The organism is uncultured Roseobacter sp. (genome assembly GCF_947495025.1).
GTDB lineage: Bacteria > Pseudomonadota > Alphaproteobacteria > Rhodobacterales > Rhodobacteraceae > Roseobacter.
This window is the reverse complement of record NZ_CANLXG010000001.1, coordinates 1,510,734-1,534,649: the sequence shown is the minus strand read 5'-3', so window position 1 is coordinate 1,534,649 and position 23,916 is coordinate 1,510,734. Positions and strand designations below refer to the sequence as shown.

Here is a 23,916-nt window from a genome sequence, read left to right as displayed (position 1 = left end):
GGCTCCTCAGTCGGTCCGGACCGGCAGGTCAAGCACAAGAATGCCATCGATGCCACCGACAGCATTCTCGACAAGCTGTCCGCCCAGTGCTTTATGTTCGGGGTTGTCGGCATAGGCCTGCAAAGCCTCCCAGCTGTCGAAATCGACAACGAAACCATGCATGTAGCCACGCTCGATCTGCTCGGGACTTTCCGAGCGTCCGCCTGTGAATCCCCGAGCGCCGGGCAGGCGGTTCGTCAGGTTAGACAAGCCCGCGTAAATCCCGTGGATGGTTTCTTCGGATGTCTCCGGCCTGAATTTTGTCAGAACGATATGGCGTATCATATGGCTATCCCGTGATCCTGCCGGATCATGTCCGAGGCTTTTTCCCCGATCATGATTGCGGCAGCGTTTGTGTTGGAGGAAATGACGGTCGGCATGATCGAATTATCGACGACACGCAGTCCGTCCACACCGTTCAGGCGCAGTCGGGTATCAACGACTGCCTGATCGTCACCGCCCATGCGACAGGTGCCTGCACAGTGATGCGAGGTTTTGGAATGCTCGCAGATAAAGTCAAAATAATCGTCGTCCGTGCGGACCCCTGGCCCTGGCAGGCGTTCTGCCAGAATAAACGGTTGCAGCGCTTTCTGTGACAGGATTTCCTGCGTGATCTTCAGGCCACGGATTGACATTTCACGGTCGCGCGGGTCCTGCAGGTAATTCGGATCGATCAGTGGCGCCTTGGCCGGATCACCGCTCTGAAGCCGGACGGTGCCACGGGAGCGGGGGCGCAGGTAGCACGAATTGAGCGTGACACCGCCCTGGGGCATGGCCTGTACCCCCTTTTCAATGCCCGTACCGAGACCAAGATGAAACTGAATGTCGGGCGAGCGGGCGTCCGGGTCTGCATACCAGAAACCGCCGGTTTCAAACAAGCTGGACGCGACCGGTCCCTTGCCTGTCAGCAGATACTGCAGTCCCGCAAATGCAGAAAGATGCGGCTTTGCATAGCGGTCATAGGTATGAGGGCCCGACACTTCGCAGATACAGTAGAGATCGAGATGGTCCTGCAGGTTTTCGCCAACCTGCGGGTGATCTGCCACCACGGCGATACCGTGTTCGTGCAGATGATCCGCCGGGCCGATGCCGGAAAGCTGCAAAAGACGCGGAGAACCGACAGCGCCCGATGACAGAAGAACTTCTGCCTCAGCCATAAGGCGTGTGCCGTCCATCAGTTCCGCGCCCCGTGCCCGGCCATCCTCAACGATGATGCGCCTGACCTGAGCGTTCAGTTTGCGTGTCAGGTTTGGCCGTTTCAGGTTGGGCGCCAGATAGGCCATGGCCGCAGATGATCTGCGCGCGTTTCGCTGCGTCAGCTGGTAATATGCAGCGCCGTCCTGTCTTTCGCCATTCACGTCATGGTTCCGCGGAATGCCGGCCTGTGCCGCGGCCTCAAAATATGCCTCGCAGATCGGTAACGGGGCAATGGGCTGCGAAACACCAAGGGGGCCGCCCTGGCCGTGGTATCTGTTGTTGTGCGTGTCGTTGTCCTCGGATTTCCGGAAATAGGGCAGCACATCCTCATACGACCAGCCTTCGCAACCCATCTGTCGCCACTCGTCATAATCCTGCGGATTGCCACGGGTGTAGATCTGAGCATTGATCGCCGATCCGCCACCAATAACTTTTGCCTGTGTATAGTTGAAAATGCGGTCCTTCATGTGGCGCTGGGGCACTGTCTCCCATCCCCAGGCGCCGATGCCTTTGGTCATTTTCGCAAAGCCGGCAGGCAGATGGTAAAGGGGATTGCGATCGCCGCCACCCGCTTCCAGCAGGCAGACGCGGACAGAAGGGTCCTCTGACAGACGCGCCGCCAGCACGCAGCCCGCTGATCCGCCGCCGATAATGATGAAATCCCAGGTCTCTGACATGTTTCCCTCTTAAAGACGCTGGATGCTCAGTCCGCCGTCGACCGGGATCACGGCGCCGGTTGCATAGGCCATATCGCCCGTGACGAGAGCACGTACGATCGTGCCGATATCTGCAGGCTGGCCCCACCGGCGTGCGGGTACGAGACCCTCGGCAATCTGCGCGTCGTAGCGGTCATGCACAGCGGCGGTCATATCGGTTTCGATAATGCCCGGGCGCAGTTCAAAAACGCCGATACCGTCGCTGGCCAGACGGGCTGCAAAAAGGCTTGCCATCATCGACGCCGCCGCCTTTGAAATGCAGTATTCGGCCCGTTCGACTGAGACCATCTCTGCACTGACCGACGTGATAAAAACCAGAGAGCAGGCGGCGCTGCCCGCGTATTTCTGCATCCGCTGCGCTGCCCACTGCGCGAGAAAAAAACCGCCCCTCAGGTTTACGTTCATCACCAGATCGAAATTGTCCGGTGTCACATCCAGCATGTCACTACGGACGGGAGCCGGAATTCCCGCATTGGAAACAAGGCTGGTGACAGGCCCCGCGCGCTGTTCGATTTCATCGAAGAGGGCGTCCAGGTTGTCCGGCCTGCGCAGGTCATGCCTGACATAGAGCGCACCGGATCCCAGCTGATCGAGTGCCTGTGTCACTTCCGGATCATCGACGGACTTCTCGGCCGCAAGAACAACCCGGATGCCAGCATCGTCAAGCGCTTTGGCGATCCCCAGACCGATACCGCGCTGGCCACCGGTGATAAGTGCTACCGGGGTCATGCTGCCAGGTCCCGTGACCTTATGTGATCCGCGATGCGCAGGGCCTGCGCCGCTACGGTCAGCGCCGGGTTGACCGCCGCAGAGTTCGGAAGAAAGCCCGCGTCAACGACAAAGAGGTTCGCGTGGTCATGGGTCCGGCACCATATATCCAGCGGGTTTCTTGACGGATCCTCGCCAAAACGAACGGTTCCGCACTGATGTGACGGCACGGTCCGATCGAACGCCCGTGACAGCAGAACCGGCCAGCCTGCGCGCCGCAGCAGCTTGCGCACCTTACGCACTAGAAGCAGGTGCGCCTCCCAGTTAGAGCGTCGCCAGTCCAGCACAATTCGGTCGCCGCGAACGGTCACGCGACTTTCCGGATCGGGCAGGTCCTCGCTCATCAGATACCAGTCAACAGAGCGGCGGGCGATCCAGGCTGTAACCGGCGCGGGCAGGGGGACCTGGCTGGCCAGTATTGCCGGTGTGATTTTTCCGAGCAGCTGGACATTGCCCAGCGGTGTATTGCCCGGTCCGCCGCCAAGGTAGAAGTCATTGAAATACATTGTTTTCTGATAAACAGACGGGTTGCGACGGAAAGGGTGCAAAGCGATCATCGCATGCGTGTTGTGGTTCATAAAGTTCCGCCCGACCTGATCAGAACGGTTCGCCAGCCCGGTGGGAAAGTTATCATTCGCCGACCGCAACAGCAGTGCGGCAGAATTCACCGCACCTGCAGAAAGGATCACGATGCCCGCCCGGATACGCCGCAAAGCGCCATCCTGGCGGTACTCTACGGCCTCGATCCTGCCGTCTTCGGCGCTGACCAGCCGGGTGACATCACATCCTGTTTCCAGCCGGACCGTGTTGTGGCGCAATGCTGCCTTGAGACCCGCGCTTTCAGCGTCCTTTTTGCCGTCTCCGGTATTGGGGTGTGCGTCCCATCCGGTTTCCCCCTCGGACAGCCACGCGTCGATGTCCACTCCCAGAGGCAGATGCGCCGGGTGCAGGCCCTGGTCTCTCAGGCGCCTGGCGGCGGCGTCGATGGCCGGTTCGTGCGGGACAGGCGGATATGCGTAGCTGCCGGAATGCACCGGCTCGGTGGGATCTTCGCCGCTGGCTCCGCGCACTTCATAGAGCTTTTCGGCTTTCTGGTACCAGGGCTCAAAGCTCTCGTATGTGATGGGCCAGGCTGGAGACGTGCCGCCCATGTGCTCAAGAACGCCGAAATCTTCGGCCCGGTAGCGGAACAGCACCGCACCATAGAATTTGGAATTTCCGCCGACGTTATAGTAGTTGCCCGGATTAAACGCGTTGCCTGATGGGTCGTCCCATGTCTCATCGTTGCGAAACACACCACGTTCGAAAATTGCCCGGGCATCGCGCGTATCCGCGGAGGGCCTGATGTGCTCGCCCCGTTCAAGAATGGTGATGCGCGCACCGGACGACGCAAGTCCGGCCGCTATGGTGGCGCCCCCCATGCCGGAACCAATGATGAGCACGTCGGTGTCCATTACGCGATGCGATCTTCCGTTTGTGGATCAAAGGCGACGGCCTTTTCCATGTTGATCGCAAAGGTGGCAGCTCTGCCTGCGGCGACGTCTGCGTCTGACCGCATCCGGCCCACACATTCCGCTCCGCCAATGGTGGTGGTCACAAAAGTGTCGGACCCGGCAGGTTCCGTTACGGTGACTGTGTTTTCAATCTGCTCCACGTGCGAGGACCGCTGATCGGCGCCGTCCACATCCGTCAGAGCCTCAGGGCGTATCCCAAGTTTGACGGTCTTGCCGTCAAAGGACCGCAGTGCTGCGCCGGGTGCCGGAAAGGCGAGGCTGACTTTGCGACCCTGATCGTCTGTCGTGTCTGCATAGACGGCGTTTCCATCGGCGCGGATCGCCACATCAATCAGGTTCATGGAAGGAGACCCCATAAACGTGGCCACAAACAGATTGGCGGGCGTGTCATAGATTTCCTTTGGCGTGCCCAGTTGCTGGACATAACCACCATTCATCACGGCAATCCGCGTCGACAGCGTCATCGCCTCAATCTGGTCGTGCGTCACATAGACGATCGTGGTGCCAAGGCGCTGGTGCAGTTTTTTGATCTCTGTGCGCATGTCGACACGCAGTTTTGCGTCGAGGTTTGACAGCGGTTCGTCGAACAGGAACACATCAGGATCGCGGACAAGCGCCCGGCCCATGGCGACCCGCTGGCGCTGACCGCCTGACAATTGTCCGGGTTTACGGTCCAGCAGCTGACCGATCTGCAGCATATCAGCGACTTTGGCCATTGCGGCATCACGTTCTGTTTTGGGAACACCGTGCATTTCCAGACCGAACGTAATGTTCTTGCCAACGGTCATGTTCGGATAGAGCGCATAGGACTGAAACACCATCGCGATGTTGCGCTTGGACGGGTGGACCCCGTTCATCGGTGCGCCCTTGATGGAAATCTGCCCGCTGGTGATATCCTCCAGGCCTGCGATCATGTTCAGCAGGGTGGATTTGCCACAACCCGACGGACCGACCAGAACCAGAAACTCGCCTTCCTCAACCGAGATGTCGACCTTGTGCAGCACCTCGACCGACCCGTAGGATTTGGTTGCGTTATCAATATCAAGAAATCCCATGGAATTACCCTTTCACTGAGCCTGCCATGAGACCGCGCACGAAGTAGCGGCCGGCAACAATGTAGACGAGGAGTGTGGGCAGGGCAGCGAGGATCGCGCCTGCAAAGTGGACGTTGTACTCTTTCACGCCTGTCGAAGACTGAACGAGGTTGTTGAGTGCCACGGTCATCGGCGCACCGTTCCCGCTGGCAAAGGACGCGCCGAACAGGAAGTCATTCCATATGTTCGTGAACTGCCAGATAATACAGACGACGGCGATCGGACCCGACGATGGCAGGAGAATGCGCCAGAAAATCTGAAAAAAGCCTGCACCATCTATCTGGGCTGCACGCACCAGTTCGGTCGGGAAGACTGCATAGTAGTTGCGGAAATACAGCGTTGAAAACCCGATCCCGTAGACCACGTGCACCAGCACCAGCCCGGCGGTGGATCCGGCAAGACCGAGAAAGCCGAGCACAGCCGCCATCGGGATCAGAACAATCTGAAACGGGATAAAGCAGGCAAAGAGCATCAGCCCGAAGAGGATCGTGTCATAGCGGAACCGCCATTTGGTCAGAACATATCCGTTCAGGGCGCCAAGAACTGTCGATATCGCGACCGCCGGTACGACCATCGAGATCGAGTTCCAGAAATAGGGGCGCAACCCCGTGGGCTCGACGCCGATCTGGGCGGTGGACCAGGCCTTTTTCCAGGGCTCAATTGTCCAGACATCGGGCAGGGACATCATGCCGCCACCGGTGATCTCTGACAGGGGTTTTACCGAGTTCACCATCATCACATAGAGCGGGAGCATGTAGAACAGGGCGAAGAGGATGAGCACGAGGTAAATCAGCGTGCGGGTGACCCGGCCTGTGCGGATCGCGGAGTCCTGCGTTGCGGCAGCCATCACTTCTTCTCCTTCAGTTCAGCGTAGAGATAGGGGATCATGATGGCCGCGATGGTCATCAGCATGATCACCGCTGACGAAGCACCGATGCCCATCTGGTTGCGGCTGAAGGTGTAGGAATACATGAAGGTTGCCGGCAGTTCGGTGGCCCGGCCCGGCCCGCCGCCGGTCATCGCAATGACAAGATCGAAGGTCTTGATTGCCAGGTGCGCCAGGATCACAAAAGCAGACAGGAACGCAGGACGCAGTTGCGGAATAATGATGCGGCGGTAGAGGTTCCAGTTCGAGGCACCGTCCATCTGGGCGGCTTTGAGGATTTCATTGTCGATGCCGCGCAGGCCTGCCAGAAACATGGCCATGACAAATCCGCTGGACTGCCACACTGCCGCGAGTACGACTGTATAGATGGCAAAATCCCGGTTCTTGATCCAGTCGAAGGTGAAACTCGTCCAGCCCCAGGTTTGCACAATATTCTCAAGGCCGATGGCCGGGTCGAGGAACCACTTCCACGCGGTTCCGGTCACAATAAAGCTGAGCGCCATGGGGTAGAGGTAGAGGGGGCGCAGAAGGCCTTCGCCGCGGATTTTCTGATCGAGAAAGATGGCCAGCATCAGTCCGACGAGCGAGCAGATCCCTATGTAAAGGCCGGCGAAGATCGCCATGTTGGTAATCGAGATTTCCCAGTGCGACAGGCTGAAGAGTTTGTCGTAGTTGGAAAAGCCAATCAGGTCATAGGCCGGTTTGCCGCCGTTGCCGACAAAAGGCAGGATGCGGCTGTCGGTGAAGGAAATGTAGACCGTGAACAGGATAAACCCGTAGACGAACACAAATATCATGGCCAGAGACGGTGACAGGACCAGCTTGGGAAGCCAGTTCTGCAGACGCGTCTGAAAATCCGCCTGAGTGCGGTCCGACATGGCGACAATCCCCCGGGAAAATGGTCAGAACAGGTGGGGCGGCCCGGAGGCCACCCCTGGTCTGGTTATTGCGCGATAGATACCGCGTCGACGAGCTCTTCGACAGCTGTTGCGCTGTCGTACTCGCCGTTGAAATGCGCGGTGACCACGTCATAGATGGCGTTTTTCACCGACGCCTGGTTGGCGTGGCCATGGGCCATGGAGCCAAAGAGGTTGCCCGAGGACGCTGCCGCTGCGAGATCGGCCATACCCTGCTTGCCGCAGGCGTCAAAGGCTTCGTCCGAGACGTCCGTACGCGCCGGCACAGAGCCCTTGACCACGTTGAACGCTGACTGGAAGGACGGCGACAGGATCGCGCTGGCCAGTGCTGCCTGCTCTTTGGAAACAACACCACCCTGGTCAAACATCATGAACTGGTCGGCATTGAATGTGACCTGCTCCTGTGTGCCGGGGAAGCGGAAGCACAGAAAGTCCTCGCCCGGTACTTTGCCCGCGTTCAGAAACTCACCCTTGGCCCAGTCGCCCATCATCTGGAATCCGGCTTCGCCGTTGATGACCATCGCTGTTGCCAGGTTCCAGTCGCGGCCCGAGAAGTTGTCGTCCACATTGGCGCGGATAAATGCCATACGGTCGAAAGCTTCTTTCATTGTATCAGAGCCCAGCGCTTCTTCATCGAGATCGATGAACGCGGCCTTATAGAACTCGGGGCCACCTGTAGACATTGCAACGGCGTCAAAGACGGTTGCGTCCTGCCAGGCCTGACCACCGTGTGCGATCGGCGTCACGCCAGCGGCTGACAGCGCATCAACTGCTGCTGTAAAGTCTTCCCAGGTCTGCGGTACGGCAATGCCATTTGCGTCGAGAACCGCCTTGTTTGCCCATACCCAGTTGGTGGAGTGCACATTTACAGGTGCAGAAATCCACTTGCCGTCGTGCTTTGCAAAGGCCTGCAGAGCGGCGGGGACCACGTCGTCCCAGCCTTCTTTGGCGGCAACAGCATTAAGGTCCGCCAGTGCGCCCTGCGCGCCCCAGTCCAGAATGTCAAACCCCAGCGCCTGCACAGCGGTCGGTGCATCACCGGCCGTGACGCGTGCGCGCAGCACGGTCATCGCCTCGGTGCCACCACCGCCAGCAACAGGCATGTCCTGCCAGCCGATGCCCTGGTTTTCCAGATCACCTTTGAGGACGTTGAGGGCGGCGGCTTCACCGCCCGATGTCCACCAGTGCAGCACTTCAACGTCGCCCGCTGTCGCGAGGCTGCCGCTGAAGGCAAGTGCCGCCAGTGTGGATGTTGTCATCTTCATAAAGTCACGCATGGGTTTCCTCCCTTATAGACATGCATGTTGCGCAAAAGCTTCCGCGCAGTTTGTATCAGACCCATTTTTGGCGCGTTTTGCCAATTCGCATCTGTACGGTTTTTAATTCCAGAAACTCCTCGATTCCGCCGGACCCGAGTTCGCGGCCCAGACCGCTTTCCTTGACCCCGCCGAACGGAAGTTCAGGGTAGCCATCCATCCACGTGTTCGTCCAGACTGTTCCGGCTTCTGCCCGGCGAACAAATTCGAGACAGGTGTGAACGTTATCGCTCCATACACCGGCCGAAAGACCGTAACTGGCGGTGTTTGCCAGGGCGATGGCCTCGTCAAATGTCCGGAACGTCAGAACCGAAAGAACCGGGCCGAACACTTCTTCTGTGGCAATGGGCATCTGCGCACCCACATCTGCGACAACGGTGGGCTGGTAAAAATTGCCACTCAGACCATCAATGCTAAGCGCTTCTCCACCCAGCAACACCCTGGCACCGGCGTCCACGGCCTGTCGCACATATCCGTCTATCCTGTCCTGGTGAGTTTTCGAAATGATCGCCCCGACCCGGGTCTCAGGGTTCATTGGGTCGCCGAACGGTACTTTGCGGGAAAGCGCCACGATTTTTTCGTTCAGCGCGTCGGCGACATCCTCATGCACGATGATCCGGGACCCGGAGTTACAGCATTCGCCCGCGTTAAAATACACGCCGAAGACTATGGCATCGGCGGCTTCGTCCAGATCGGCGTCAGCAAAAATCACCTGCGGGTTCTTGCCGCCCAGTTCCAGCGAGACTTTCTTGAGCGTGGCGGACGTAGCCGCAACGATAGATTTCCCGACGCCGGTTGATCCGGTGAAGGAGACCATGTCGACGTCGGCGTGGGTTGTCATCACAGTACCGACCGGATCGCCATAGCCCAGGACGATGTTCACGACACCCGCCGGCAACCCCGCCTCGATCAGGAGCTGACCCAGGAGGACTGTGGTGGCGGAGGTCAGTTCAGAAGGTTTGATGACTGCGGTACACCCTGCGGCCAGAGCGAAGGGCAGTTTCTGGGACACAATCAGAAAGGGAAAATTCCATGGTGTGATGATCGACACCACACCCACCGGGACCTTGAGAACCATCCCCAGCATGTCCGGTCCAAGTGCGTTCTGGCTCTCTCCGCGGATGTTCCAGGCCAGCGTTGCCGCATAACGCCATATATTTGCTGCCCCCTCGATCTCAGCCTCGGCCTGAGAGATGGGCTTGCCACTTTCCTGTGTTTCGAGGCGCGCAATCCGGGTGCGGTTCGTATCAATCAGGTCCGCAACGCGGTTGAGAAAACGCGCGCGCTCTGCGCCGGGCACATCGCTCCAGCGTCTGTCATCAAAGGCCTTTCGGGCAGCCGCTATGGCCTTTTCGGTATCAGAAGCGTCACCGCGTGATGCACGGCTGATAAGCTGCCCGCTGGCAGGAGAATGGCGCTCGAAGGTCTCGCCCGAGGCTGAATCCGTCCAGTTTCCGTCAATAAGATGCTGCAGCTCCACAACGTCCGGCCCGCATGAGGTCTCAGCACTGCCGGCAACAAGTGTAAGGTCATGCTCTGTCATGACTGAACCTTTCCAAAATCGGCTCTGCGTTTTTCGGCAAAGGCGGCAACGCCTTCGGCTTTTTCCGTGGTGGGTGACATGGCGGCGCCGGCCAGCGCTTCGATGGCGGCTGCGCTGTCTTCCTCAAGTGCAGCCGAGATCAGCCATTTGGCTGTTTCCGTTGCCTGCGGGGCGCTGTCCGAGATGCGTTCTGCGATTTCAAGCGCGGCGCTTCTGGGATCGTCCTCGACACCGTTCAGAAAGCCCACAGCATGCGCGCGAGATGCAGAAAGCCGGGCGCCTGTCAGCGCCATTTCCTTGAGGACAGCCGGGGGGATCTGCCGTGCGAGGCGTTGTGTACCCGACCAGCCCGGCACGATACCGACTGTGGTTTCCGGAAGAGCAATGGTAGCGCCAGGTGCGGCAATACGCAGGTCGCAGGTCGCGGCAAGCTCAAGACCTCCGCCAAAAGCGTGGCCCGACAGGACGCCGATCACCGGAACAGGCAACCGGGCGATCCTGTCGAATACACGGTGGCCCCTGCGGACCCAGTCCCGGGCAAATGTCCGTGCGTCCAGTGAGGCCCATTCCCTGATGTCAGCACCGACACAGAATGCCCGGTCACCGGCGGCGGTCAGCAGGACGGAGCGGATGTCTCTGCAGTCTTCAATGCGGGCGCAATGCGCATCCAGTGCTTCAATCATGCTCATGGTCAGAGCATTCAGCTTTGCCGGGTTTTCCAGGCGGATCTCGGCAACGGATCCGGCAATTTCAAGGTGTACAGCGCTCACAGCATCAGCCCCATCGGTCCTTCGGCCAGCAGTGAAACCGGCATGCGTGATGCGTTTCCACAAACCCGCACACGCCCTTCCGAAGCCTGAACGATATCGGCTTCGGGCTCAATGCCCGGCATGATCTCTGTGGCGACGAGCCCGTCGTCATCAAGGCGCATCACACAGCGTTCCGTGACATAGAGAACGTCCTGACCACGTGCCCGCGCGCGCCTGCCCGCAAAGGTTACATGTTCAACCGTGTCCACCATTTTGGTGAATTTGCCCTTTTGCGCCACACGCAGCGCATCAGGGGTCAGTTCGAGCCGGGCGCCGGCTTCAAAGTATCCGGAGAATACGATTTTTCTGGCATTTGCCGTGATATCAACAAATCCACCACACCCTGCAGTAAGATAGGGTTTTTTCCCAAGCTTGGAGACGTTGACGTTGCCGTCGGTATCCACTTCGAGAAAGGAGAGGAACGACACGTCAAAGCCGCCACCCTGAAAGTAAGTGAACTGTGCTGGCGATGGCAGGATCGCGTCCGCGTTGGACGCACAGCCAAATGCAAAACCTGTCAGCGGCACGCCGCCAACAGCCCCCTGTTCGATGGCCCAGGTGACCGCTTGCGCGTGGCCTTCCTCGAGCAGTATGCGCGGCACATTGGCCGAAATACCAAAGCCCAGGTTCGCGCTCTGGCCCTGCGAAAGCTCCATGGCCGCGCGACGGGCGATGACTTTTTCAATCCCGTGTTCCGCCAGAGAGAAACTGTCCCATGGACGCATGATTTCACCTGAAATCGCAGGATCGTAACCTGTTCCCGTTGTCTGCTTCTGATCGGGGTCTGTGACGACGAGATCTACCAGATGGCCCGGAACATGGACGTCATGAGGGCGCAGTGATCCGGTCGCTGTCACACGCTTGACCTGTGCGATCACGAGGCCCCGGTGATTTCGGACAGCGATTGCCTGGTCCAGTGCGCCCAGCGTCGCGCCTTCGTGCTCGAATGTCAGGTTACCGGTTTCGTCAGCGGTCGTTGCCCTGATAATCGCGACGTCGGGCACGATGTTCGGAAAATGCAGCCACGTATCGCCCGCCAGCTCATGGCGGTGCACGATGGGAGCTGCTGCGGCGCGTTCATTCATCGCACAGCCTTCGCGAACAGGGTCAACAAACGTTTCAAGGCCGACCTGGGTGAAAACACCCGGTTTGCGGGCTGCTGCATCGCGGTGCATGTCAAACATGATGCCCGAGGGAACATTGTAGGCCTCGATGCGGTTGTCGACGATCATCTTCCAGATTTCCGGCATTTCCATTGATGACGGACCGCTGGGGTACGAGCCCGCCAGAATGCGCGAGAGCAGCCCGTCGCGGGCAATGTGGTCGACACCTTTGATACCGTACATGTCGCCCGCTGCGATCGGATGAAGGGTTGTCAAGTTGCGCGGATGGCCTTCGGTCTCGAAGCGTTCGCCCAGAGCGCGGAGTACGAGATCCGGGCAGCCCAGACCGGACGAAGACGAAACCGTGACAACGGCATTATCGCTGATCTGTGAAACAGCTTGCTGAGGGGTGACAACCTTGCCCATGTCATACACCTCCATAGTCGACGGAGATCTTCTGGCCGGTTGTCGCCGCTTTCTTTACGGCTGCGGCGACAGCCAGTGATTTGACCCCGTCAATACCCGTTGCAGAGGGAGATCCGTTGCCGGCGCAGGCATCAGCGAACAGCCCCACGGCACGAGCATAAAGATTGTGATCGCTGAAGCTTACAGCTTCCTCTCCGGCTTCGGTGCGCAGGACGATGTCGCCTACAGGTTGCTGCGTCATCACACCGGTCGCGACGATAGAGCCTTTGGTGCCGTGAATCTCAAAGGATGTACCCGCGTGACGGATCGTAAACCCTTCGTGCGTCTGCACCGTCACGCCCGAAGGCATCTGCCAGACGCTCATAACAGAATCCTCGACGCCGCGCCCGAGGCTTTCGGACCGTTCAATGGCAACGACCTCGGCCGGATCTTCCTGCAGGTGAAATCGCACTGTGTCGGCGTCGTGCACCACGATATCAGGAATAACGCCACCACCCGCAGCCGGGTTGTCAATGCGCCAGCCCTGAAGGTTTGGTGGCAGATAAACGGCGTGCGCGACCCGCACGGCCTGCACTGTACCGATCCTGCCGTCCGCGATCAGCTCGCGGATTCTGAGGTGGGAGCCGGCATTGCGCAGATGATGGTTTGTACCAAAGGTCACGCCTTTTTCTGCCGCCGCGCGGACCATCGCGACGGCCTCCGCTACAGTCATTGCCAGAGGTTTTTCGCACAGCACGTGTTTGCCCGCAGCGATTGCCGCCATTGCCTGTGCGTGGTGCTTTTCATTTGTTGTGGAAATGTACACTGCATCGATATCGCCGGAAAGCTGTGCATCCAGGTCTGTGAAGGCTTCGGGTATGTCATGCGCGTCCGCATAGGCGCTCCCGCGATTGCTGTCGCTGCTCAGTACGGACGAGACACTGTGGCCTTCCTGAGCGCGTATCGCGCCGATCATATGTTGTGACGCGATGGTGCTTGCGCCGATCAATGCCCACTTCACAATGATTCTCCGTACTGGATCGTTCCAAAATACGTTACTGGAACGATCCAAAAGATCAAGCTCCGTTTCTTAACTATTTGCTGAGACCGCTGAGCCGGCCGCGTAAGGCCCCCTGTTTCAGAGCAAGCAAAACCGCTCTGACCCGGCTCCGTCCGGCGCCGGGGTGGCTGATTTTCCCATATTCCGGTTATGTATTGCGCATCATGCCTGCAAACCGGGCAAGGCTCAGCCGATTGTGAACGAACACCGGGCGTATGCACTTGCGAAAGAGCAATCGGGCACCAGATAAAACACAAAGTTCAGGAGGAATTCGAATGACGCGCACTCTGATTTCCCGACGAAAGGCGATTGTTGCTACCGGCTCGATGGTGGTGGCCGGTGGATCCGGATTGCTGGTGCCGGCCCGGGCCGCCGGTCTGGAGCCCACACAGTCCATGCGCGGAGGGTCCAACAATTACCGTCCCGGCGCACCAGTTGTTGATCGTATCGGTGGCGGCGGGTTCTGGATGACCGGAACAGTGCGCCGGGCAGGAGACGGCGCACCCCTGCCAGGGCAACGTATTCAGATCTGGGCGCATACGACCGAAGGGCACGAACGTGACCCCGAAAGCCACGGCGCAACCCTGACCGATGCCAATGGAGAGTTTCGTCTTGAAATGCCTCAGATCGTTCCGGCCTTTGGCCAGCCCCACGGGCATCTGGCGTACGACAGCCAGGACTTCCGAACCGTGTTTCTGAGGCCGGTGATGTCCAGCGCAGGTGACAAGACACTTGAAGCACATTTCGTGCTGGAGCCGGCCTGAGGACGGTTCGGCACCGGAATGAACGTTTTTCGCACGGCCTTTCCCTGGCTGGTCCTCGCCGCGGTCATTTTTGTTCCCATAGGGGCCGCTGTTGCCAGCCCGCTTCTGGCCTGGCGTGATCCCGTCTATATCATTGCCGGATTTGCAGGCATTTTTTCGCTGGCACTGCTTCTGGTTCAGCCGTTGCTTATCGGAGGCGACCTGCCGGGACTGAAAGCAATGCGCGGGCGGCTTGGTCATCGCCTGACAGGTGCCTGTGTCATTATCGCTGTTTTGATCCATGTCGGGGGTCTGTGGATCACAAGCCCGCCTGACGTGATCGATGCGTTGCTGTTTGCGTCGCCAACGCCATTCTCTGCCTGGGGTGTCGTTGCAATGTGGGCGCTCTTTGCAACCGGCGTGCTGGCGGTCCTGCGGCGCAGGGCGGGGATCCGGCCCCGGATATGGCGGATCATACATCTGTCGCTCGTCATTGTGATCGTCGCCGGCACGCTGGCGCACGCGCTGCTGATCGAGGGGGCGATGGAACCCTGGACAAGGTTGGTGTTATGTCTGGCCGTCCTGCTCGCAGTTGTTCGCGCGCTGATCCGGTTCGGACTTCCGGCTTTGCGTGCGCTGCTAAATGACTGAAGTGTCGGGTTTGTCTCAGGCGGTCGCGAAGTAATCTGCATACGCATCGCGCAACAGATTTTTCTGGACCTTACCCATCGTGTTCCGAGGCAGTTCATCAATAAGAACCAGCCTGCGGGGGTGCTTGAACCGGGCAAGCTGCCCGGCGGTGGTTTCCGCGATCTGGTCCAGATCTGGTGTGGCGCCCTTCTCGGCGACGATAAGGCCGAGCACCGTTTCCCCGAAGTCTGTATGCGGCACGCCGATTACCGCGCTTTCAAGAACACCGGGCTGGGCATCAAGGACAAGTTCAATTTCCTTGGGATAGATATTATAGCCGCCTGAAATGATCAGGTCTTTGTCCCGTCCGACAATGTGCAGGTACCCGTCAGCATCAAACTTGCCCAGATCTCCGGTTATGAAAAATCCGTTCTCACGCAGCTCGGCCGCTGTTTTTTCCGGCATCTGCCAGTAACCGCGGAATACGTTGGGCCCGCGAACTTCGATCTGACCGACGGTGTCAGGACCCAGTCGCCCGCCCGTAGCTGGATCGGTGACAATGACCTCCACGCCGGGAAGCGGGAAGCCGACCGTGCCTGCGCGTCGGTCTCCGTGGTACGGATTTGACGTGTTCATATTTGTTTCCGTCATGCCGTACCGTTCAAGGATGCGATGGCCTGTTCGTTCCTCGAACTGTACGTGCGTGTCCGCCAGAAGCGGCGCACTTCCCGAGATAAACAGACGCATGTGCGACGTAAGTTCCCGTGTAAAACGTGCGTCTCCCAGCAGGCGGGTATAAAACGTGGGAACGCCCATCAGCGCTGTTGCCCGAGGCAGAAGTTCTATCATCCGGTCCTGGTCAAAACGGGGAAGAAATATCATTGCTCCCCCTGATGCCAGCATCACGTTTGTTGCCACAAAAAGACCGTGCGTGTGAAAAACCGGCAGGGCGTGCAGCAATACGTCGGATGCATCGAACTGCCAGTAATCCGCGAGTGTCAGCGCATTGGACAGCAGATTGCCCTGGGTCAGCATGGCTCCCTTTGAACGGCCTGTGGTTCCTGAGGTATAGAGAAACGCGGCAAGATCATCTTCCGTGCGGGGTGCTGTCCGGAACGGTTCGCTGTACTTTGCTGCTGCGCCGGAGAGCGTCCCGGTGCCGTCGCCATTGAGTGTTTCGACCTGGGTTTGTGTTTTTGCGCAGATTTCCCGGATGGTTTCGGCTTTTGCGCCGTCACAGACGACCAGACCAGCGCCACTGTCTTCAATAAAGTAAGCGAGCTCGCCCGCGGTATACGCAGTATTGAGAGGCAGAAAGATAATGCCGGCCTGAACGCAGGCTGCGTAAAGCGCGAGCGCCTGGGGCGATTTTTCTGTCTGGGCTGCCAGTCTGTCGCCGGGTCCAAGACCTGACTGTGTGATGGCGTGCGCAAACCGTGATGCCATCGCAAGAAAATCCGCATGAGACAGGACAGAGCCGTCCTGCATCATCAGAAAGGGGGTCTGCTGGCCGGTATGTTTTCCAAAAAGCGTGTCAAATAGCACATTCGTCATGAAACGGCCTCTTCCAGAATGACCTTTTTCCCAAGGGCGCTCGCTGATCTGATCTCAGCGGACGCAGCAACACGACCCGAATTGGCGAAGCTCTCATGGTTCTGGGCGACTTTTGCCAGATCGTAAAGATAGTTGACCATCACACCATGTGACTGGCCCAGTCCTTTCGCCGACAGATCAGCGCCCGCATGAACTCTGTGGATCATTGCGCCGTTGCCGAGGTGGAACCGCGCAACCGGGTCACGTGGCCGGCCTTTCGCGTTTTTTGCCTCGGTAAGATAGTATGCCGCAAGCGTGGCCGCATTTTCCGCAGTTATGCGGCTTTGCGGGAAACGCTGTTCGTCAAGCCAGCTGTTCATGCCCGGTATCGGCGACAGCGTGACGTATTGCTTCAGCGACGGCAGTTCGAGCGACAGATCCGTAGCGACCTGTTTGATCAGTGAATTGCCAAAGGAAATGTTGGCCAGACCGGCCTGACAGTTCGAGATGGAGTAGAAGACTGCTGTATCTGCGTCTTCAGCGGCAATTGCATCCCGGTCTTCCGAAAGCAGGTCCTGAACCGAAGAGGGGATGCCTTGTGTGAGGGCAACTTCGACAAAGATCAGGGGTTCGTCTGCCATCGCCGGATGGAAAAAGGCAAAACACCGGCGGTCCGCAGGTTCCAGCCGGCGTCGCAGATCATCCCAGCTGTCAATGGCGTGCACTGCTTCATAAGCAATGATCCGGTCGAGGATATGCGCAGGACTTTCCCAGCTGATCGGCCGCAGCACCAGAAAACCGCGATTGAACCAGGAGCTGAACAGGTGCTGGAAATCAAAGTCGAGTGCGGCAAGAGCCGGGTCAGAGCCGGTCAGTTGCAGCAGGTCGGCCCGCATCGCGACCAGCTGTCCAGTTGCCTGGGGAACGCGGTTGAGGCGTCGGATAAATTCCTGCCGGGCGGGTTCGGCGGCCCGGGTAAACATCTTATAGGTTTCTCCGCCAGGCTTTTGTTCCCAGGCGTTCAAGGCGCTGCGTATCCTGTCCGGGTCGACATCCATGGCATTGGCGAGATGACTGAAAAACGCATGTTTGCCGGTGCTGTCCATCTTTGAGTAGCGGTCCAGGATGGTACGCCCCAGCTGCTGACCGGAGATCTCGCCATCGGTGCCGATCAGAGCTGCCGCCAGCGTCTCTGTGCTGCGCGGGTCATCCGCAGTAGCACCGGGCAGGCGGAGCCTTCGTTCAAAGACTGTCGAGAGCAGGTCTGCCAGCATTGTCATCCGGTCGTTCCCATGACCGTGTCCGGCAACCACGTTGCGATGCCGGGAAAGAGGCACAGCAGAATAATGGCGATGACCATGCAGGCCACAAAAGGCAGTGAGCCGCGCAGGATCGTTTTGAGCGAGATATCCGGTGCGATGCCGTTGATAACATAAAGGTTCAGGCCAACGGGCGGAGAGATGAGGCCGATTTCCATGTTGATCGTCAGAATAACAGCAAACCAGATCGGGTCGAAACCGGCGGTTGTGATAATTGGCAACAGAATGGGTGCCGCCATCAGAATAACCGCGACCGGTGGCAGAAAGAAGCCTGCGATCAGCAGGAAAACGTTGATCGCGCCCATCAGCACCCACCGGTTGACATCCAGCGTGCCGATCCATTCCGCGATGGCCTGTGTGATGAAAAGCGACGACAGCATATAGCTGAAGACACCTGCAGCTGCGATGATGAACAGGATCATCACGCTTTCTTTGGTGCTGTCACGGAGCACGACCCACAGATCAGCGGGGTTCCAGAGTCTGTAGATCACCATTGCGATCACCAGGCACAGCAAGGCGCCGACGGCGGCGGTTTCCGATGGTGTCGCAATACCGCCGTACATCGCATAGAGCACGCCCACAATGATCGCGAGAAACGGCAGGACGCGCGGCAGTATTTCGAATTTTTCACGCCAGGTGTAGCTGGTTGATGAGAGAACGGACGCATCCCCTGAACGCCATGTGGAATAAAGCGACCACGCCATGAAGAGACCGACAAGCATAAGGCCCGGAAAGACGCCGGCGAGGAAAAGCCGCCCGATCGAGGTCTCTGTCGCAATGCCGTAAACAATCATCGTGACAGACGGTGGGATCAGAATGCCCAGCGTACCGCCTGCGGCTATCGAGCCCGCGGCAACCGCATCCGGATAGCCACGTTTACGCATTTCAGGAATGCCCATCTTGCCGATGGCGGCACATGTCGCCGGCGACGAGCCGGACATCGCGGAAAACAGGGCACAGGCCCCCAGGTTGGAAATCACCAGTCCACCGGGCACCCGCGTCAGCCAGCGTTCCAGCGCTTCATAGAGGTCGGCACCTGCGCGGGTGGACGCGATCGACGCGCCCATAATGATAAACATCGGGATCGACAGCAGCGCAAAGTTATCGAGCTTGCCGAAGAGTATCTCGGGCATCAGCTCCAGCGACCGCATTCCATCGAACACGATCAGGAAACCGGCGGAAACGATCAGCAGGCCAAGCGCCACTGAAACACCGGAGAACAGAACAAGAATGGTGGCGACGGCGACAATAGCGCCAAGAAGCAGCGGATCCATCAGCTGTCCTCCAGTCCAAAGGGTTTTTCAATCCCGGTGATTACCGCGACAAGGTCAGCAATCAGCTGCAGAAGCAGCAGGCCAAATCCCACCGGAATCGAGAGGTAAGGAATCCAGAGGCGCACACCCCAGACAGTGTCTGACCGCCAGCCACGTTCCCAGGCAAAATGCCAGTAGTCGTAACCATAAAACAACATAACGGCGACGATCACGACGGAGGCCGACAGTGTGAACACTGCAAGTACATGGCGTGGACCTGGCCGCAGGGCAAGCGGGACAAGATCGACGTTCACGTGGCCTCTGAGGTATTGCACATAGGGAAGACCGATCAGGGTTGCGGCAACGACCAGATAGATCACGGCCTCGGTCTGCCAGACGGTTGAGCCGTTGAGCACAAACCTGATGAAAATCATCTGGCAGGTGATCCCGACGGCCGCAACGATCATGCCGGCCGAGCACCAGCCGGCCAGGGTCGAGATCCCGGCGACAAAGCGCAGAAAGGGGTTGTTGCCCGTTTGAGCAACTTTAGTACTGCTTTGGCCTGCCATTGCGGCCTCCTGAACAGGGGATTTTTTGCGGGGGCAGCCGGGAAAGCAGCCCCCGTGTTCAGATCAGTCGACTGAAAGCGCCATGTCGAGCAGATCCTGTCCGCCTGGCGTTTCCTCGACGAATTTTTTGTAGGATGTCTCCTGAGCCAGCGCCCGCCATGCGTCGAACTCGCTCTGGCTCATTTCGGCGATTTCGACACCGTTGTCGGCAAAGATTTTCGCCGAGTTTGCATCCTGTTTCTTGGCCTCTTCGAGATAGAAGGCTTCGGCCTTGGCTGCACCGTCCATCAGGGCCTGCTGTTGTTCCGCGGACAGACCATCAAAAGTCGATTTGTTCATCAGAAGCGGCTGGTACATGAACCAGAGCGCAAAATCACTGGCCGGCGTATAGCAGGCAACCTGCTCATAGATCCGGTAGCTCACAAACGAAGAGGATGACGTGTTCGCTGCGGTCAGAACGCCCGTCTGCATAGCATTGTAGATTTCCGACGACGCCATGGACGCGATTGAAGCGCCTGCACCTGCCAGCATCTGTTCAAACGCCTTGCCCGCGGCGCGGGTCTGTTGTCCCTGCACATCATCGGGTGATGTGATGCACTTGTCTTTGCCGACAAAGCCCCCGGCAAGGTATCCATGTACCAGAACCATCACGTCATCATTGGCCATAATCTCTTCGATCTGACCCATAAATGCGCTCTCGTTCAGGCGTGCTGCGTGATCATGGTTTTTGACCAGCCCCGGCATCAGTGTCAGGTTGTAGGCCGGTTGCTGACCACCTGCGTAGCTGAGCGGAAAGACCGTCATGTCCAGCTGACCGCGGCTGAGCGGTTTGTACTGTTCGCGCGGTTTGAAAAGTGATTTCGAAGGAAAAATCTTGATTTCCAGGTCAACGTTCGCCGCTTCAACTTCGTCGGCGACAATCTGTGCGACCTGGTGGCGGACGTCCGCTGTGGACCACTGATGCGACAGGCGCAGTTCTGTTGCACCTGCGGCAACAGAACTGGCGAGCATGGCGGCGGATGCCATGGTGGCAATGTATTTCGTATTCATTTCAGTCCTCCCTGACTCTCCCGACTCTGCGTCGGGTCTTCGCTTAAGATGCAGCTGCTGTGTATCAAGTCAATGTTTTTGTATACAAGATGCAAAATCTTGCGTGCGAAAAATCGATATGTTAAAAGAAGATCATGGAACGCAAGCGATCAGACATTATTGCCGACCAGCTTGAAGAGCTGATATTTAACGGCACCTTCGGCAACGGAGAGCGGTTGGACGAGGTTCAGCTTTCTGCCCGGTTTGGTGTGTCCCGGACGCCCGTGCGCGAAGCGCTGCTCAGGCTTGCGCAGTCGGGGCTGGTGGAGCATTTCCCACGACGCGGGGTCTTTGTGCGGCAACCCGGACCGATCGAACTGATTGAAATGTTTGAGGTCATGGCAGAGCTTGAGGCCACCTGCGCGCGTTTCGCCGCCTCGAGGATTTCTGACAGAGCGGTTTCTGAACTGAATGAGACGAACAGGCGCTGCCATGCCGCGGTCGAGGCCGGGGATGCGGATCTGTACTATCGTGAGAACGAGAAATTTCACGCGATATTATACAAGGAATCCGGGAACAGCTTTCTCGAGCAGGAATGCCTTCGTCTTCAGCGCAGACTGCAACCCTTTCGCAGAACACAGCTTCGGCTGCGTGGCCGGCTGAAGCAGTCGATGCAGGAGCATGAACAGATTGTAGCGGCACTCGGGCAGGGGGACGGTTCGCACGCTGCTGAGGTCATGCGCGGGCACGTCGCCGTTCAGGGCGAAAAGTTCCATCACCTTATGGCCAGCCTGAAGACCGCTGCCGCCTGAAAAAACCAGACTGCGATACAGGTGCTGATCCTGTCCTTTTGTGCACCGCCGGCGCACCGGTATTCAGCCTTTTCTAAGATTCGTCTGGCATGATCTCTCTTCATCCTGTGATGCGGAGATCGGTTTCATGACGACAGCAAATGAGCAGCCAGCCAGGAAGTCCGTAAGTCGGTGGCGCCTGCCGGATTCGATTTACCTGAAATGCCTTTTTGCACTGGCACTCTCTTCCGCGCTGACCATTGGGCTGGTGACATTCAAGTCCATGAAATCGTCAGAGGCAGTCGCAACGGACTCAATCACCAAGATTGGTGCCGAGGTGGTTCTGCAGATCGGTGCCCGCACCGGACCAGCTCTCAAGTTCCGCAAGGTGGACGATCTCGACACCGTTTTGCGCTCAACCCTTGACGGACTCGGAGGCAGTGCTTCCGGAGCGCTCATTCTCGATGCCACGGGCGAAGTCGTTTCGGTGGAACTGCTTGACGGATACACCTCGGCAGACCTCCTGGAAACGGCGCGCGTCGCCCTGCAGAACAGTGCTCTTCACAGCAACCCGGAAAGCCTTGTTTTCGCATCACCAGTTCGTTTCGGCCAGGACAACGCAATAATCGGTGTGGTTGCGCTCGACTGGCGTACAGACGTCCTGTTCGCTGCAGTCCGCGAGCAGAACCGCGCTTCCCTGATGTTGGCCAGCGGTGTCGGTTTGGTAATGCTGCTGGTGGTCGGTTTCCTGATCAAACGCACTGTTGCACGCCCATTGCTCGAGATCGCGGCTGCTATGCGGCAGGTGGCCAGCGGAAATTTTGGTACGGAAATTCCAAAATACAGACGCGGCAACGAGATTGGGGTCGTTGCCCGGACACTGGAAGAGTTTCGCGATCAGCTCGAAGCTTCCGAGACTACGCGCAAAGACGCTGCGATGAAGAGTGCTGCGCTTGATGCCGGCTCTTCCGCCGTCATGATCGCATCAGCAGATTTAAAAGTGCAGTATGCCTCGCCGGCCATGATGAACATGTTTGAAATGCACCAGCACTTTCTGGCTGACCGGTTTCCTGAATTCCGTACAGGAAAGATCCTGAATCAGAAGATCGACGGTCTGCTGCACGAAACAGGTGTTTCAGCACAAGCCCTTTCTGAGCCGGGCGCCGGGGGTAGTCAGAAAAGTATTGAGTTTGAGGATGTTACACTGGTGGTAAATACGTCTTCGATAGAGGGCGCGGATGGATCCTGTATCGGCTATGTGCTGGAATGGTCGGACGTGAGCGAGGAGCGGCTCAATGCTGCCGTACTGCATTCGCTCGACAGCAACCAGGCGCGCGCTGAATTCAACGGCGAGGGGCATCTGGTCGACGCAAACGAGGCGTTTCGCAGGCTTGCCGGCACGGATGAGATCAAGGCTGACTGCACTTTTTCCGGCTCAGTTTTTCAGGAAGGCGTTCCGGCAGACCCTGAACAGCCCTCATTCCGCGAATTTGAAATCCGGACAGGTGACGGGCCGCCCTCGTTCCTGCTGGGCGGTATCAGTCCTGTTTTCTTCAGCGATGGTACGCTGAAACGCAGTGTCCTGATCGGCGCGGACGTCACCAGTGAACGCCGTCAGACGACTGCTGCGGAGCAGGAACGGCTTCGTTTGCAGGCAGAGCAGGATGCTATGGTCAGCGAACTCAGTACCGCGCTGGCGACACTGGCCGAAGGTGACCTGAAAGTACGAATTGAGAAAGAGTTCTCCGGACCCAATGATCAGATCCGCCGGGACTTTAATGTAGCGGTTGACCGGCTTGAAGACGCGATCAGTTCTGTAATTTCCAGTGCCGTGACAATCCGCAGTGAGATCAGGAGCGTTGCAAGCGCGGCTGACGAACTGAGTAAGCGCACCGAGAGTCAGGCGGCGACACTGGAAGAAACGGCCGCGGCCGTATCACAGATTACCGCGTCAGTAAGCAGTTCCGCCGAGGGCGCCGAAAATGCCAATGCAGTTGTAACTGCTGCACAGGACAACGCGCAGTCTTCCGGTGGCGTCGTTCGCGATGCCGTAGCGGCCATGGGCAGGATCGAGGAGAGTTCTTCGGAAATTAAGTCCATTGTCAAAGTCATTGACGACATCGCATTCCAGACCAATCTTCTTGCCCTGAATGCCGGAGTCGAAGCCGCACGGGCAGGTGACGCTGGCCGGGGTTTTGCCGTTGTCGCGTCTGAAGTCCGGGCACTCGCGCAAAGGTCTTCCGAGGCGGCGAACGAAATCAGCGCACTCATTGGCGCGTCGTCCGAAAGCGTGGATCTCGGGGTCAGACTTGTCGGTGACGCAGGCGAAGCACTCGACCGGATCATCGCCTCCATATCCGATGTGTCGGGTTATGTCGTCCAGATTGCCAATGCGTCCGGTGAGCAGTCGCAGAGCATTGGAGAGATCAATACTGCCATGAACCAGCTGGACCAGGTAACACAGGAGAACGCCGCCATGTTTGAGGAAACAACAGCTGCAAGCCAGAATCTGTCAGTTGTTGCAGATGAATTATCCAGTCGGGTGCAGTTGTTTTCCACAAAAGGGCAGACAGACACCGAAGCTGGGACTGAACGAATCAACCGGCGAGGTGCGGCATAGCAGCTTATTGTCGGCGATCTTTTTGGCGGCGTGACCCGGCACAGTACAGCCCGTTCAACCCA

General features: G+C 58.3%; 21 protein-coding genes. 4 read left to right on the top strand and 17 right to left on the bottom strand.

The features are described from left to right. Positions 1-6: 6 nt before the first annotated feature. The 12 genes from Q0792_RS07260 to Q0792_RS07205 form a co-directional block, all read right to left on the bottom strand. Positions 7-324, bottom strand: coding sequence for a Dabb family protein (locus tag Q0792_RS07260; protein WP_298838138.1), 318 nt, complete (start codon positions 322-324; stop codon positions 7-9). Further along, positions 321-1,913 (bottom strand): GMC family oxidoreductase, encoded by a 1,593-nt coding sequence (locus Q0792_RS07255; RefSeq protein ID WP_298838136.1) that lies wholly within the window; start codon positions 1,911-1,913, stop codon positions 321-323. The genes Q0792_RS07260 and Q0792_RS07255 overlap by 4 nt, the downstream gene beginning before the upstream one ends. Before the next feature lie 9 nt (positions 1,914-1,922). Next, positions 1,923-2,681 (bottom strand): 3-ketoacyl-ACP reductase, encoded by a 759-nt coding sequence (locus tag Q0792_RS07250; RefSeq protein ID WP_298838133.1) that lies wholly within the window; start codon positions 2,679-2,681, stop codon positions 1,923-1,925. Beyond that, the gene (locus tag Q0792_RS07245; protein ID WP_298838130.1) at positions 2,678-4,174 is read right to left on the bottom strand and encodes an FAD-dependent oxidoreductase; all 1,497 of its coding nucleotides are present in this window, start codon (positions 4,172-4,174) and stop codon (positions 2,678-2,680) included. The genes Q0792_RS07250 and Q0792_RS07245 overlap by 4 nt, the downstream gene beginning before the upstream one ends. Then, positions 4,174-5,289 (bottom strand): ABC transporter ATP-binding protein, encoded by a 1,116-nt coding sequence (locus Q0792_RS07240; RefSeq protein WP_298838128.1) that lies wholly within the window; start codon positions 5,287-5,289, stop codon positions 4,174-4,176. The genes Q0792_RS07245 and Q0792_RS07240 overlap by 1 nt, the downstream gene beginning before the upstream one ends. 4 nt (positions 5,290-5,293) lie before the next feature. After that, a complete protein-coding gene (locus tag Q0792_RS07235) occupies positions 5,294-6,175 on the bottom strand; it encodes a carbohydrate ABC transporter permease (protein ID WP_298838125.1) in 882 nt (293 codons plus the stop codon). Continuing rightward, the gene (locus Q0792_RS07230) at positions 6,175-7,092 is read right to left on the bottom strand and encodes a carbohydrate ABC transporter permease (RefSeq protein WP_298838122.1); all 918 of its coding nucleotides are present in this window, start codon (positions 7,090-7,092) and stop codon (positions 6,175-6,177) included. The genes Q0792_RS07235 and Q0792_RS07230 overlap by 1 nt, the downstream gene beginning before the upstream one ends. Before the next feature lie 65 nt (positions 7,093-7,157). Further along, a complete protein-coding gene (locus tag Q0792_RS07225; RefSeq protein WP_298838119.1) occupies positions 7,158-8,408 on the bottom strand; it encodes an ABC transporter substrate-binding protein in 1,251 nt (416 codons plus the stop codon). Between the two features lie 55 nt (positions 8,409-8,463). Continuing rightward, positions 8,464-9,990, bottom strand: coding sequence for an aldehyde dehydrogenase family protein (locus Q0792_RS07220; RefSeq protein WP_298838117.1), 1,527 nt, complete (start codon positions 9,988-9,990; stop codon positions 8,464-8,466). Further along, a complete protein-coding gene (locus tag Q0792_RS07215) occupies positions 9,987-10,760 on the bottom strand; it encodes an enoyl-CoA hydratase/isomerase family protein (RefSeq protein ID WP_298838114.1) in 774 nt (257 codons plus the stop codon). Before Q0792_RS07215 ends, Q0792_RS07220 begins: the two co-directional genes overlap by 4 nt. Beyond that, the gene (locus tag Q0792_RS07210) at positions 10,757-12,328 is read right to left on the bottom strand and encodes an acyl CoA:acetate/3-ketoacid CoA transferase (RefSeq protein ID WP_298838111.1); all 1,572 of its coding nucleotides are present in this window, start codon (positions 12,326-12,328) and stop codon (positions 10,757-10,759) included. Before Q0792_RS07210 ends, Q0792_RS07215 begins: the two co-directional genes overlap by 4 nt. 1 nt (position 12,329) lies before the next feature. Beyond that, the gene (locus Q0792_RS07205) at positions 12,330-13,328 is read right to left on the bottom strand and encodes a Gfo/Idh/MocA family oxidoreductase (RefSeq protein ID WP_298838108.1); all 999 of its coding nucleotides are present in this window, start codon (positions 13,326-13,328) and stop codon (positions 12,330-12,332) included. 314 nt (positions 13,329-13,642) lie between these two features. Between Q0792_RS07205 and Q0792_RS07200 the strand changes: the two genes are divergently transcribed. Both Q0792_RS07200 and Q0792_RS07195 read left to right on the top strand, forming a co-directional pair. Then, entirely contained in the window at positions 13,643-14,131 is a 489-nt protein-coding gene (locus tag Q0792_RS07200; protein ID WP_298838105.1) for a twin-arginine translocation pathway signal, read from the top strand. An 18-nt stretch (positions 14,132-14,149) separates the two neighbouring features. Beyond that, positions 14,150-14,761 carry a ferric reductase-like transmembrane domain-containing protein gene (locus Q0792_RS07195; RefSeq protein WP_298838103.1) on the top strand — a complete coding sequence of 204 codons (612 nt, stop codon included), beginning with the start codon at positions 14,150-14,152 and terminating at the stop codon, positions 14,759-14,761. Between the two features lie 15 nt (positions 14,762-14,776). Here Q0792_RS07195 and Q0792_RS07190 read toward each other — a convergent pair whose 3' ends face one another. The 5 genes from Q0792_RS07190 to dctP all read right to left on the bottom strand — a co-directional run bounded on the left by Q0792_RS07190 (position 14,777) and on the right by dctP (position 20,464). Continuing rightward, positions 14,777-16,294 carry a malonyl-CoA synthase gene (locus Q0792_RS07190; RefSeq protein WP_298838100.1) on the bottom strand — a complete coding sequence of 506 codons (1,518 nt, stop codon included), beginning with the start codon at positions 16,292-16,294 and terminating at the stop codon, positions 14,777-14,779. Beyond that, a complete protein-coding gene (locus Q0792_RS07185) occupies positions 16,291-17,553 on the bottom strand; it encodes a malonyl-CoA decarboxylase (RefSeq protein ID WP_298838097.1) in 1,263 nt (420 codons plus the stop codon). The genes Q0792_RS07190 and Q0792_RS07185 overlap by 4 nt, the downstream gene beginning before the upstream one ends. Beyond that, positions 17,550-18,866: a TRAP transporter large permease gene (locus Q0792_RS07180; RefSeq protein ID WP_298838094.1), complete on the bottom strand. Its 1,317-nt coding sequence runs from the start codon at positions 18,864-18,866 to the stop codon at positions 17,550-17,552. Before Q0792_RS07180 ends, Q0792_RS07185 begins: the two co-directional genes overlap by 4 nt. Further along, complete coding sequence (locus tag Q0792_RS07175) at positions 18,866-19,414, bottom strand: TRAP transporter small permease (protein ID WP_298838091.1); 549 nt, start codon at positions 19,412-19,414, stop codon at positions 18,866-18,868. The genes Q0792_RS07180 and Q0792_RS07175 overlap by 1 nt, the downstream gene beginning before the upstream one ends. Before the next feature lie 63 nt (positions 19,415-19,477). Further along, on the bottom strand, positions 19,478-20,464 hold the full coding sequence (gene dctP, locus Q0792_RS07170) for a TRAP transporter substrate-binding protein DctP (protein WP_298838088.1): 987 nt from the start codon (positions 20,462-20,464) through the stop codon (positions 19,478-19,480). A 134-nt stretch (positions 20,465-20,598) separates the two neighbouring features. Between dctP and Q0792_RS07165 the strand changes: the two genes are divergently transcribed. Continuing rightward, positions 20,599-21,255 carry a GntR family transcriptional regulator gene (locus tag Q0792_RS07165; RefSeq protein WP_298838086.1) on the top strand — a complete coding sequence of 219 codons (657 nt, stop codon included), beginning with the start codon at positions 20,599-20,601 and terminating at the stop codon, positions 21,253-21,255. A gap of 127 nt (positions 21,256-21,382) precedes the next feature. After that, entirely contained in the window at positions 21,383-23,854 is a 2,472-nt protein-coding gene (locus Q0792_RS07160) for a methyl-accepting chemotaxis protein (RefSeq protein WP_298838083.1), read from the top strand. Positions 23,855-23,916: the final 62 nt, after the last annotated feature.